10 protein-coding genes are annotated in these 11,920 nt (G+C 64.5%); 1 reads left to right on the top strand and 9 read right to left on the bottom strand.

Annotated features, from left to right (window positions below; translation table 11 throughout):
- Positions 1 to 35 precede the first annotated feature (35 nt).
- The 8 genes from ACQCSW_RS05175 to speB form a co-directional block, all read right to left on the bottom strand.
- On the bottom strand, positions 36 to 287 hold the full coding sequence (locus ACQCSW_RS05175; protein ID WP_426989791.1) for a PLDc N-terminal domain-containing protein: 252 nt from the start codon (positions 285 to 287) through the stop codon (positions 36 to 38).
- A 100-nt stretch (positions 288 to 387) separates the two neighbouring features.
- Positions 388 to 804: an acyl-CoA thioesterase gene (locus ACQCSW_RS05170; RefSeq protein ID WP_426989790.1), complete on the bottom strand. Its 417-nt coding sequence runs from the start codon at positions 802 to 804 to the stop codon at positions 388 to 390.
- Between the two features lie 116 nt (positions 805 to 920).
- Positions 921 to 2,852, bottom strand: coding sequence for an ABC transporter ATP-binding protein (locus tag ACQCSW_RS05165; protein ID WP_426990625.1), 1,932 nt, complete (start codon positions 2,850 to 2,852; stop codon positions 921 to 923).
- Positions 2,853 to 2,980: 128 nt separating this feature from the next.
- A complete protein-coding gene (locus tag ACQCSW_RS05160; RefSeq protein ID WP_354249543.1) occupies positions 2,981 to 4,714 on the bottom strand; it encodes an ABC transporter ATP-binding protein in 1,734 nt (577 codons plus the stop codon).
- 269 nt (positions 4,715 to 4,983) lie between these two features.
- Positions 4,984 to 6,579: an MFS transporter gene (locus ACQCSW_RS05155; RefSeq protein WP_354249544.1), complete on the bottom strand. Its 1,596-nt coding sequence runs from the start codon at positions 6,577 to 6,579 to the stop codon at positions 4,984 to 4,986.
- A gap of 1 nt (position 6,580) precedes the next feature.
- On the bottom strand, positions 6,581 to 7,087 hold the full coding sequence (locus ACQCSW_RS05150; protein WP_426989788.1) for a MarR family winged helix-turn-helix transcriptional regulator: 507 nt from the start codon (positions 7,085 to 7,087) through the stop codon (positions 6,581 to 6,583).
- 186 nt (positions 7,088 to 7,273) lie between these two features.
- On the bottom strand, positions 7,274 to 8,980 hold the full coding sequence (locus ACQCSW_RS05145) for a thiamine pyrophosphate-binding protein (protein WP_426989787.1): 1,707 nt from the start codon (positions 8,978 to 8,980) through the stop codon (positions 7,274 to 7,276).
- Between the two features lie 5 nt (positions 8,981 to 8,985).
- Entirely contained in the window at positions 8,986 to 10,050 is a 1,065-nt protein-coding gene (speB, locus tag ACQCSW_RS05140) for an agmatinase (protein WP_426989786.1), read from the bottom strand.
- 317 nt (positions 10,051 to 10,367) lie between these two features.
- Here speB and ACQCSW_RS05135 point away from each other — a divergent pair, with 317 nt between their 5' ends.
- The gene (locus ACQCSW_RS05135; RefSeq protein ID WP_426989785.1) at positions 10,368 to 11,192 is read left to right on the top strand and encodes a DUF559 domain-containing protein; all 825 of its coding nucleotides are present in this window, start codon (positions 10,368 to 10,370) and stop codon (positions 11,190 to 11,192) included.
- Between the two features lie 135 nt (positions 11,193 to 11,327).
- Here ACQCSW_RS05135 and ACQCSW_RS05130 read toward each other — a convergent pair whose 3' ends face one another.
- Positions 11,328 to 11,903, bottom strand: a complete 576-nt coding sequence (locus ACQCSW_RS05130; protein ID WP_111908622.1) for a helix-turn-helix domain-containing protein — start codon at positions 11,901 to 11,903, stop codon at positions 11,328 to 11,330.
- Between the last annotated feature and the right edge of the window lie 17 nt (positions 11,904 to 11,920).

Here is an 11,920-nt window from a genome sequence, read left to right as displayed (position 1 = left end):
CGAAGTCCCTGATTGGGTGCAGTTCGGCCGGGGTGCTATCTGACTGCTCCGGTCCCGGCTTCGGGCCGCTTGCGCCCAAGAATGAAGTAGCCCATCGGCCCGATGAAATTGATCAGGGCAGCCACGCGCCAGGCCGCCTTTGGCCCGTTAATTTGGTCAGCCGGACGCTTGGAGATGTCGCGCTGGGCGGCCAACATCAGCGCCACCTGCCCTATCCCGATAGCCACGAATCCCGCCCGTGCCGCCGGTGACATCTCTTTCCAGGTCTTTTTGTTTTTCTTGGCCATGGTCAACGCTCCTTAGTGGATATTCACAGTTTCCGGTGTTCGCCGTGCCCACGCAACGGGTGCGCAGGCACGAACGTACACGGTTCAAATCGAGTACTGCTCAAAAAGTGAACGGCGTGAGGCGCTCCTTTTGCTCAGGCGTCAGGCGCAGGACGCGGCCGGAGGCTTCGTCCACAAACGCCAGGTGGCTGCTGGCCCGGACGCAGTCCTCCCGGGTGACCGGGTCCTGCACCACGTAGTGGATGTCGAAACTGGCCCCCTTCACCGCGCCGATCCACACCTGGACCACTGCCGGGACGTTGCGGTATTCCAACGTCCTGACGTAGCGGATCTTGTGGTCCACCACCAGCGCCAGGGTCCCCTCCGGAATGTCGTTGAAGAGCGACACTTCCGGTTCGACGCCGGGCAGGCCGGTGCCCCGGGGAGGCCCGAACGCTGTAATCCGCGCCTCCTCGAGCATCCGGACAATCTGGACGTTGTTGATGTGCCCGTAGGCGTCCATGTCACCCCAGCGCATCGGGACCAGGACCTCGATGCGCCGGGGATCCGGGATGCTTTGACCGCGGGGGGACGGGCCCTCGGCCGGGGTGCCAGCGCTCCCGGCCCCGGTTCCGGTTCCGGTTCCCAGCGCGCTCAGCTGTGGACCGCCGTCGAATCGTTTACAACGGATTCTTCAACGTCGGCACCCGCGAACTGGGACATGTACAGCCGGTAGTAAGCACCCTCAGCCGCCAGCAGCGTCTTGTGGTTGCCCTGCTCCACGATCTTGCCGTTCTCCATCACCAGGATGGTGTCGGCATCGCGGATCGTGGAGAGCCGGTGGGCGATCACAAAGCTGGTGCGATCCGTTCGCAGCGCCGCCATGGCCTTCTGGACCAGCAGCTCGGTGCGGGTGTCCACGGAGCTGGTTGCCTCGTCCAGGATGAGCAGCGACGGGTTGGCCACAAACGCGCGGGCGATGGTGATCAGCTGCTTCTCACCGGCGCTGACGTTGTTGCCTTCCTCATCGATCGCGGTGTCGTAGCCATCCGGCAGGGCGCGCACAAAGCGGTCCACGAAGGTGGCCTTGGCGGCTGCCATGACCTGCTCTTCGGTGGCGTCCAGGTTGCCGTACCGGATGTTGTCGTAAATGGACCCGCCAAACAGCCACGCGTCCTGGAGCACCATGCCCACCTTGGACCGCAACTCGGACCGGCTCAGGTGCGTGACATCCACGCCGTCCAGGGTGATGGACCCTGAGTTGAGCTCGTAGAAGCGCATGACCAGGTTCACCAGGGTGGTTTTACCGGCCCCGGTGGGACCAACAATCGCCACGGTGTGCCCGGGTTCGGCCGTGAAGGACAGGTTTTCGATCAGCCGCTTGTCCTCGGTGTAGCTGAACGTGACGTCCTTGAACTCCACATGCCCGTCGGTTTTGGCCGGCAGGTGCTCGGTGGCGGTCTCAGCGTCCTGCTCATCGGCGTCGAGGAATTCAAAGACCCGTTCAGAGGACGCCACACCGGACTGCAGCATGTTGGCCATGCCGGCCATCTGGCCCAGCGGCTGGGTGAACTCGCGCGAGTACTGGATGAACGCCGTGGCGTCGCCCAGGGACATCGAGCCCGAGGCCACCCGGAGGCCACCCACGACGGCGATGCCCACATAGCTGAGGTAAGAAACGAACTGCATGACCGGGAAGATCATGCCGGAGACGAACTGGGCTCCGAAGCTGGCCTTGTACAGGGCCTCGTTCCGCTCTTCGAAGCGTTCCAGCATGTCAGCGTCACGGCCGAAGACCCGCACAAGGTCGTGCCCGGAGAAGGATTCCTCGATCTGACCGTTCAGCTCGCCCGTGTTCTTCCATTGGGCGGCAAAGAGCTTCTGGCTGCGCGATCCGATCAGGCCGGCAGCCACGCCGGACAGCGGCAGCGCCACGAGGGCGATGAGAGCAAGCTGCCAGGAGACGATGAACATCATGATGACGATGCCGATAACGGTCAGCAGCGAGCTGATCAGCTGCGCGAAGGCCTGCTGCAGCGCCTGCTGGACGTTGTCGACGTCGTTCGTCACCCGGGAGAGGACGTCGCCGCGCTGGCGGGTGTCGAAGTAGTTCAGCGGGAGCCGGTTCAGCTTCTTTTCTGTGTCGTCCCGAAGCCTGCGGATCACCTTCATGACGATGCGGTTCAGCACGTAGCCCTGCAGCCAGAGGAAGATGTTGGCCACAAAGTACATCAGCAGCACGATGGCGATCAGGACTGAGAGTTTCTGGAAGTTGATCCCGGTGCCCGGAACCAGCTCCATCCGGGACACCATGTCCGCGAAGTTGTCCTGCCCCTGCTGGCGCAGGCCTTCCACGAACTCGTCCTTGCTGGCGCCCGCGGGCAGTTGTTTGCCAACCACGCCGCCGAAGATGACGTCCATGGCCTGGCCCAGGATCTTGGGTGCGATGACATTCAGGACCACCGAGACCACCACCAGGGCCACCACGGCGTAGATGCCCACAGCTTCAGGCTTCAGGAGTCCCATGAGGCGCTTTGCCGAGGGCCAGAAGTGTTCAGCCTTCTTGGCGGGCATGCCGCCGAACATGTCGCCGTCGGCCTCGGAGGGCTTGAACTCCTCCTCGAAGAATTCGTCGTCCTCCAGGAGGTCTTCGGGGGTCGCGGAATCCGGGTTCGTTTCGGTGGTCGAGCTTGCAGGGGCCTTCTTGGCGGCGCTCATGCCATTTCCTCCACGCTCAGCTGGGATTCAACAATTTCCTGGTAGGTGGGTGAGGTTTCCAGGAGTTCCTCATGCGTTCCGCGGTCCACGATCCGGCCGTTATCCAGGACCAGGATCTGGTCTGCGTCGGTGATGGTGGAGATCCGCTGGGCCACGATGATCACGGTGGCGTCGGCGGTGGTCTGTTTCAGCGCCGCGCGGAGCCTGGCGTCGGTTGCTACGTCCAGCGCCGAGAACGAATCGTCAAAGAGGTAGACCTTGGGTTTGGTGATCAAGGCGCGGGCGATGCAGAGCCGCTGCCGCTGGCCGCCGGAGACGTTGGTGCCGCCCTGCGCGATGCGGGCGTTCAGTCCGTTCTTCTTCTCACGGACAAAGCCCTCGCCCTGGGCGATCTGCAGCGCGTCCCAGAGTTCCTGGTCCGTGGCTTCGGTCTTGCCGAAGCGCAGGTTGTGCTCGATGGTGCCGGAGAAGAGGTACGGCCGCTGCGGTACCAGGGCCACGCGCTTGGTGATCTCGGCCCGGTCCAGGTTGCTGACGGAGACGCCGTCCAGGAGGACTTCGCCCTCGGCGATGTCGTAGAGACGCGGCAGCAACGACAGCAGCGAGCTCTTGCCTGCACCAGTGGAACCGATAATGGCAACGGTCTCGCCCGGTTTGGCGGTGAAGCTGATGTTGCTCAGCACCGGCGACTCGGCACCGGGGTAGGCAAAGGTGACGTTCCGGTACTCCACTACCCCGGCCAGCGTGGCGGGAGTTACGGGCCGTTCGGGATCGTGGATGGAGGGTTCGACGTCGAGTACTTCACCGATGCGGTCCGCGCAGACCGAGGCGCGCGGGATCATCATGGCCATGAACGTGCCCATCATGACCGCCATGAGGATCTGCAGGAGGTACTGGAGGAAGGCCGTCAGTGAACCAACCTGCATGTCCCCGGCGTCAACGCGCTGGCCGCCGAACCACAGCACCGCGGCCGTGGAAAGGTGCAGGATCATGCCGATGGCCGGGAACATCAGGACAAACAGGGCGCCGATTTTCAGGGAGACGTCGGTCAGGTCCTTGTTGGCCACGCCAAACCGGTCGGTTTCATAGGGTTCGCGGACAAAGGCCCGGACCACCCGGATGCCGATGATCTGCTCGCGCAGGACAGCGTTGATGCGGTCGATCTTCTTCTGCATGGAACGGAACAGGGGCATCAGCCGGACCACCAGGTAGCCCACCACAACGATCAGCACGGGGACGGAGACCCAGACCAGCCACGACAGGCTGATGTCCTCGCGCAGCGCCATGATGATGCCGCCGATACACATGATGGGGGTGGCCACCATGAAGTTCAGGCCCATGAGCACCAGCATCTGGACCTGCTGGACGTCGTTGGTGCCGCGGGTGATGAGGGTGGGGGCGCCGAACGTGTTCACGTCCTTCGCGGAGAAACTGGTGACCTTGCGGAACACCCCGCGGCGCAGATCGCGGCCCACGGCCATGGCCGTTTTGGAGCCGTAGTAGACGCCGGCAATGGCGGTGCCCACCTGGACAATGGCCACCAGCAGCATCACGGACCCGGTGCGCCAGATGAAATCCGTGTCCCCTCGGGAAACGCCTTCATCGATGATCTGCGCATTGAGGCTGGGAAGGTACAGCGCCGCGATGGTGGACGCGAGCTGGAACACTACAACGGCGACGATATACGGCATATACGGTTTGGAGTAGCGCCGTATGAGGGTGAGGAGCATGCCCGTGAATCCTTAGGAAGAGAGCGCGAAATGATGAGGATAAGTAGTAACAGACGGGGCTGACATTTCTCAGCCTACCTACTCTACGAAATCCGTTGCCCGGGCGAAACATCTACGGCAAATATCATCCGATCGGCGTACTCCCCCACACGTTTCCCGACCACCCACCTGCGCATACAGACACTTGAGGCCCCGGATTCCAGGGGCCTCAAGTGTCCGTTCGCGCGTCGGTCAGCCGCTCGTGCTTAGGTCAGCGGTTCGCGCGTCGGTCAGCGGTTCGCGGAGGCGAGTTCCGGCGTCGTGCTTTCAGCGTCGGCGCTTTGCTCGGCCTCCGGCTGGATGTCGACGGTGCGCCGCAGCGGGCGTTCCTTGATGAACAGGACCGAGACCAGGGCCACCACCGCAACGCCGGCGGAGATCAGGAAGACCTCGGCGGTGGCATCACCGTAGGCGGCGCGCATGATCTCGCGCACTGGTGCGGGCATATCAACGAGGTCCATGCTGGCTCCCGCCGACCCGCCCGCCACCGGGATGCCGGCCGCAGCCAGGCCCTGGGTGGCGAGTTCGCTGACCCGGCTGCTGAGGATGGCACCGAGCACGGACACGCCGATCGCGCCGCCCACCGAGCGGAAGAATGCCACTGACGCGCTGGCCGAACCGATGTCGGACGCCCGGACCGTGTTCTGCACCGCCAGGACCAGGTTCTGCATCAGCATGCCGAGGCCCACGCCCAGGATTGCTGTGAAGATCCCGGCCTGCCACAGTTCGGTGGTGTGGTCCATGGTGCCAGCCAGGCCGAGGCCGCCGATCAGCAGGATGGACCCACCGATCAGGTAGCCCTTCCATTTGCCGGTGCGGCTGATCAGCAGACCGGAAACGACGGAGCCGGTCAGGTTGCCGGCGATCATCGGAAGCGTCAGGAGCCCGGCTTCGGTGGGAGTCGCTCCACGGGCTACCTGGAAGTACTGGCCAAGGAAAGTGGTGGAGCCGAACATCGCGATGCCCACGGCAACTGAAGCGATGATGGCCAGGGCTGTGGTGCGTTCGGAGATGATCTTCAGCGGGATGATGGGCTGCTCCACTTTGGATTCCACCAGCACCAGCAGGGCCAGCAGCACCACGCCGCCGCCCACCATGGCGGCCGACTGCCAGGAGACCCAGTCGTAATAGGCGGGGTTGCCTGCGAAGGAAACCCAGATCAGGAGCAGGCTGACACCGGAGGTCAGCAGGATGGAGCCAAGCCAGTCAATCTTGACGTGGCGCTTGATGTGCTCGATTTTCAGCGTGATCTGCAGCAGGATAAGCGCGACGACGGCGAGCGGCACGCAGACGAAGAAGGTCCAGCGCCAGCCCAGCGGGCTGTCCACGATGAATCCGCCGAGCAGCGGGCCGCCGGCAGTGCCTACCGCCATCACGGCGCCCATGTAGCCGGAGTATTTACCGCGGTCCCGGGGCGGGATCATCGTGCCGATGATGGCCTGCGCCAACGCGGTGAGCCCACCCATGGCCACGCCCTGGATAACGCGTGCGGTGAGCAGCAGCGGGATGGTCTCGGAGAGTCCGGCCATGACGGAGCCGGCCACGAAGATGACGATGCTCAGCTGGACCAGCAGCTTCTTGTTGAAGAGGTCGGACAGCTTGCCCCAGATGGGGGTGGTGACGGCGTTGGCCAGCAGGGCGGCCGTGATCACCCAGGCGAAGTCGGTCTGGGTGCCGTGCAGATCGGACATGATGGTGGGCAACGCGTTGGCCACGATGGTGCTGCTGAGGATGGCGGTGAAGAACGCCGCGAGGAGCCCGGTCAGGGCTTCCATAATCTGGCGGTGGGTCATCGCCAAGGGCGGTGCGGCGGGTTGGCTCGACATATCAGTGCTCCTGGAGGTTTTGGGTTGCGGCGGCTGTTACCGCGGTTGAAAGTGCCCGGACTGCATGTGCCCGGGCTGAATGTTTGAGGGACTCGGAGAGTTTCGTCAGGATCCGTGCCGTTTCTTCGGCATCCTCCTGGCTCCAATCGCTGAGGTACTCCTGCAGCGTGGCCGTGCGGTGCTCCTCGATCTTCCGGAGCTTGTCCACGCCCGCCGGCGACAGGGCAACCAACTGGGCGCGGCCGTCGTCGGGATCCGGCCGCCGGCTGACGTAGCCCTGCTCCTCAAGCTCCGCGATGTGGCGGCTGAGGACGGGGGCGCTGACGCCGAGGCGCTCCGCCAGATGGGTGGCGCGGGACTCCCCCTCCCCCACGAACCTGAGCACACCCTGCAGCGCAACCCCGGTGTCCTGCCCGCGGAAGCTCGCCGCGGCGACACATCGGACCACCCTTTGGAGGTCGAAGATGCGGTAGACAAGATCCGCTGCGGTGTCCGGGGCGACTGCCATGATTGAGCTCTCCTCTTTTGTTTGCCTAAGGCAACCATATCCCTAAATGGTTGCTTTGGGAAACTAAGGAAGGGATGGCAGGGGTCAAGGCCCTTAAACGACAAGCGCGAACTGGCAGCTAACGCCCTCAAATTTGCTTGAGGAGGGTATCAGCTGCCAGTTCGCGCGTGGTTGGTGTTTGGGTGTTCAGCCGTCCAGGTGGGTGGGGCCGAACATCTTGAGCAGGGTTTCGACGACGACGACGTTGGGTCCGTCCGCCGCGAAGCCCGCCTTGAGCGCGTCCCCGACGTCCTCGGGGGCCACTCGCGTGGCCGGCACACCGAACGCCTCGGCGAGCTTGACGAAGTCGGGGCGCGCGAGCTCCGTGGCCGTGGCCTTGCCGAACGCGCCCACCATGTATTCGCGCAGGATGCCGTAGCCGCCGTCGTCCACGATCAGCCAGGTGACCGGGATGTTGTGCTGCTTGGCGGTGGCGAGTTCGGAAATGGAGTACATGGATGAACCGTCACCGGACACGGCAAGCACCCGGCCGGGGTTGCCCAGTGTTTCCAGCCCGACGGCGCCGCCGATGGCCGCCGGGAAGCCATAGCCCAGGCCGCCTGCACCCTGGGCGGAGTGGAACTGGCCCTGCCGTGCATCCCAGCAGCTCCAGCCCCAGTACGCGGAGATGGTCATGTCCCAGAAGGTCTGCATGTCCGCGGGGACTGCATCGCGGATGTCGGCCATGAACTTCAGCTCTTTGCCCAGGTCCTGGGATTCCAGCCTTGCCTTGACCTTGGCGAGCGAGTCCTTCACCAGGTCCTCTGGGGCGGTCCCGTGCCAGCTGCGGGTGGTGTCGATGGGTGCGACCAGGGCCTCGTCGAGGGCGGTGAGCGCCTGGCCGGCGTCGGCGCGGATGCCCAGTCCGGGGCTGTTCGATTCGAGGACGCGCGGTTCGGCGTCGATCTGGATGATACGGCCACGGGGCGCGAACGTGAAGTAGTTGGACGTGACTTCACCGAGGGATGAGCCGATGACAATCAGGACATCGGCATCCTCCAGGAGGTCCGTCATGTAGCGGTCCTCGATCCAGGACTGCAGCGAAAGCTCATGGGTCCACGGGAAGGCGCCGTTGCCGCCAGGCGTGCAGATGACCGGCGCCCGCAGCTTTTCGGCAATCGAGAGCAGCGACTTTTCGGCCCGGCCCCGCCGGGTACCGCCACCGGCGATGATGGCGGGACGTTCCGCCGTCGACAGCCATTTCACCGCTTCCCGGACCAGCTCCACGCGGGGCGGGTTGTCCGCTGCTTCGGCGAGCGCGTCCTCCACCGGGGGCACCATGATGGGATCCAGCAGCACGTTCTGCGGGATTTCCAGCCAGACCGGGCCCTGCGGCGAGGAGATGGCCTCAGTCCAGGCATCCTGGATGGCCGACGGAATGCCCGACGCGTGCTGGATCAGGCGCTGGCTCTTGGTGACGTTCGCGGCCGAGGCCTTCTGGTCATCGAGCTGGTGCAGCATGCCCTTGCGGCGGGCGCCCAGTCCTTCGAGCGGGATCTGGCTGGCCACCACCACCATGGGCACACCCGTGGCGTAGGCCTCCTGCAGTCCGGCGAGGGACGTCAGCGCACCGGGTCCGGTGGACAGGAACAACACGCCCACTTCTCCGGTGGCGCGGGAGTACCCGTCCGCGGCGAAGGCGCTGTTGTTCTCCACCCGCGAGGACACGAAGTGCAGGTTTCCGCGGCCCATGGCGTCAAACAGGCCGAGCGCGTGCTGGCCCGGGATGCCAAAGACGGTCTTGGCGCCTAGCGCTTCAAGGGTTTCGACGACGAGGTCCCCGCCGTTGCGCTGGCTGGTCCCTCTGCTGTCCCCTGCGGGCGCAGCTGCTGTGCCCGGATCGAAATCAATCACGGTGGCTACTCCTTAATTCCGGCGGTGAAACCGGCAGGTTGGCGGGCTTCTTGGCCGAGAGCTTGCGCGGCGTAGCCGTTGGCTGTCCCGAACCGGTCACCTTCAACAGCATTGTCCGCCATCAGGGTGATCAGTTCATAGGCCACGTGGCTGGCTGCCACGCCGGTGATTTCGGCGTGGTCGTAGGCGGGGGCCACTTCGACGACGTCGGCGCCCACCAGGTTCAGGCCGCGGAAGCCCCGGATGATCTCCAGGAGCTCCCGGCTGGTGATGCCGCCGGCCTCCGGAGTTCCGGTACCGGGCGCATGTGCGGGGTCCAGGACGTCGATGTCCACGGAAATGTAGAGCGGGCGGTTGCCGATCCGGTCGCGGACCTTGGCCACTGTCTCCAGGACGCCCTGGTAGTAGACGTCAGCGGAGGTGACGATGCCGAACCCGAAGCGATGGTCGTCGTCGAGATCCTTTTTGCCGTAAAGCGGGCCGCGGGTGCCGATGTGGCTGATGGCTTCGGTGTCCAGGATGCCTTCTTCAACGGCCCGGCGGAACGGGGTGCCGTGGGTGTATTCGGCGCCGAAGTAGGTGTCCCACGTGTCGAGGTGGGCGTCAAAGTGCAGCATGGCAATGGGTCCGCCTGCCCGCTCGGCAGCCGCGCGGAGCAATGGCAGGGCGATGGTGTGGTCGCCGCCGAGCGTCACCAGCTTGCTGCCGGCCGCGGTGAGGTCCAGCGCGTTCTGCTGAATGGTTTCGATGGCTTCGTTGATGTTGAACGGGTTTACTGCCATGTCGCCGGCGTCAGCCACCTGAACGTTTTCGAACGGGCTGACGTCCCAGGCCGGGTTGTACGGGCGGAGCAGCCGGCTGGCCTCGCGGACATGGTTGGCGCCGAACCTTGCGCCGGGACGGTATGAAACCCCCGAGTCGAAGGGCACGCCCACCACCGTCACGTCAGCCTTCGCCACCTGGTCCAGGCGCGGCAGGCGGGCGTAGGTTGCAGCGCCGGCATAGCGCGGGATACGGGATGAATCGATGGGGCCAAGGTTGCCGTTGGCTTCGATGCGCAGCTCTTCCATAGGGGAAGCTCTCCTTCGAGGATTTGATCGGCTGGTGTGACACCCATCATAACCGCAAGTTTCCTAATGCGCATCAAGTGTTTACAAAAACTCTTCTAGCCGGGGTCTCGCTGATCGTTCCCGCCCAGTTGCCTCCGGGGCCGTCCTTGCACCGGCCGCCAGCTGCCAGCTGCCGCGGAATCATGGGGATCTGCGTGGCCGGCGATCGAACCTAGGCAGAGAAACTGGGCCGGAACGTACAGCACAGGCGGCGCACGTTACCCACATACGGCTACTTTCGCCTTCCAGATCCAGTCCCGGCCGCCTGGAATGGCCTGATGGACATCTTCGAACACCTCAACCGGACGGGCGGAGTCGCCCGCACCGCCCAGCTGCTCAGCGCCGGATACTCCAGGACGGACATTGCGCACTTGACGGAACGCGGGGTCACCCAACCACGGCGCGGCATCTTTGTGCTTCCAGATGCCAAAGCCGGATTCGTTGCCGCCATCCGGCACAATGCGAGGCTCAGTTGCGCCAGCGCAGCTGAACACTACGGGCTGTGGCTGCGGGAGCCGCCAGCCGAGCACCATCTGGCGTGCAACCATGGCCACAGCAAGGGCTTCATCCGGCACCGGACCAGCAGGTTCGATCCACACCCCACGCTGCCCCTCGCCGCAGTTGAAGATATGGTGCTGCATGCCATCGGATGCCTGCCCGCCCCGACGTCAACGGCAATCGCCACCTCGGCCATCCGCTTGCACGGGGTACCGCTCGAGCGTTTGAAGGACCAGCTAGGAGGAGACAGATCCCGTCCCGTACTGACGGCGCTGCGTGAGTTGGACCTACGTGCAGAATCCATCGTGGAAGTCGACGCCCAACACCTGTTCCGCGCCAACGGCATCGCGTTTGATGCACAGGTCCGAATTCCGGGAATCGGACGCGTCGATTTCCTCATCGAGGGTTTCCTGATCGTGGAAGTCGACGGCTTCGCGTTCCACTCGACCAGGAAGGCCCTGCGGCAAGACCTGGCGCGCAACAACGCGTCAACGGTGAATGGCTATGCGGTGCTGCGCTACCCGCCGGAGGTCATCTGGTATCAACCTGAACGCGTCGTGGCAGAGATCCAAGCCGTGCTCTCGCTGCAGAGACCAGCGCAGTGACGTTCCTGCCCATTTGCTTTCGCGGGGCACCTGAGACAAACCGCGGACTTCCGGGGTCTTCGCAGAGGCACCGATCGCAAAGCCCCATGCAACTGGGAAGGAACGCTGCAACGCTAGCGAGCGGGAACCAGCAACCTACCGGCTGGCGGCGGGGACCAGGACCCAGAGAACCTCGACGGCCTCGTCGGTGGGATTGACCCACGTATGCGGTTCGCGACCCGGGAAGGTCACGGTGTCGCCGGTGCTGAGCTCGTATTCCTCGTTGGTCAGGATCAGCCGGATGCGTCCCTTGATCACATGGAGCACATCTACGTCGCAGTCCACGGCGTAGAGCTCAGCCTCGCCGCGGCCATGCGGCTCGATGACGGCCTGGATGATCTGGATGCGCCGTTCGGAACGGGCCGTCAGCAGCCGCTCCACGATGCCTTCGCCACCCAGGGAGATCCGGGGCCCGTCGTTCCGCTTGGTCAGGTGTGTTTCCGGGGCCACAAACAAATCGCCGATGGAGATGGACAGGACCTGGCACAGGGTCACCAGGGACGCGACCGACGGCGATGTAAGGTCACGTTCCACGCGGCTGAGGAAGCCCTTGGTCAGGCCGGTGGCGTCGGCAACCTGCTCGATGGTCAGCCGCTGGGACTGCCGGGCGGCACGGATTCGGGAACCGATGGCAACAGGAACGTTGCTCGGCTCAACTGGCAGTGCCTTCATGTGCAGACCTTTCATGG

Origin of the sequence: Pseudarthrobacter sp. Y6, assembly GCF_050156205.1 — a bacterium.
Lineage (GTDB): Bacteria > Actinomycetota > Actinomycetes > Actinomycetales > Micrococcaceae > Arthrobacter.
Note: the sequence above shows the minus strand (reverse complement) of the source record. Positions and strands in the feature narration are given on the sequence as shown.

Bases quoted from the DNA above. Each gene is read 5' to 3' on its own strand.
- ACQCSW_RS05155 (WP_354249544.1), bottom strand. From the start codon at position 6,579: ATGTCGAGCCAACCCGCCGCACCGCCCTTGGCGATGACCCACCGCCAG.
- ACQCSW_RS05160 (WP_354249543.1), bottom strand. From the start codon at position 4,714: ATGCTCCTCACCCTCATACGGCGCTACTCCAAACCGTATATGCCGTAT.
- ACQCSW_RS05135 (WP_426989785.1), top strand. From the start codon at position 10,368: ATGGACATCTTCGAACACCTCAACCGGACGGGCGGAGTCGCCCGCACC.
- ACQCSW_RS05150 (WP_426989788.1), bottom strand. From the start codon at position 7,087: ATGGCAGTCGCCCCGGACACCGCAGCGGATCTTGTCTACCGCATCTTC.
- ACQCSW_RS05165 (WP_426990625.1), bottom strand. From the start codon at position 2,852: ATGTTCGGCGGCATGCCCGCCAAGAAGGCTGAACACTTCTGGCCCTCG.
- speB (WP_426989786.1), bottom strand. From the start codon at position 10,050: ATGGAAGAGCTGCGCATCGAAGCCAACGGCAACCTTGGCCCCATCGAT.
- ACQCSW_RS05130 (WP_111908622.1), bottom strand. From the start codon at position 11,903: ATGAAGGCACTGCCAGTTGAGCCGAGCAACGTTCCTGTTGCCATCGGT.
- ACQCSW_RS05175 (WP_426989791.1), bottom strand. From the start codon at position 287: ATGGCCAAGAAAAACAAAAAGACCTGGAAAGAGATGTCACCGGCGGCA.
- ACQCSW_RS05170 (WP_426989790.1), bottom strand. From the start codon at position 804: ATGCGCTGGGGTGACATGGACGCCTACGGGCACATCAACAACGTCCAG.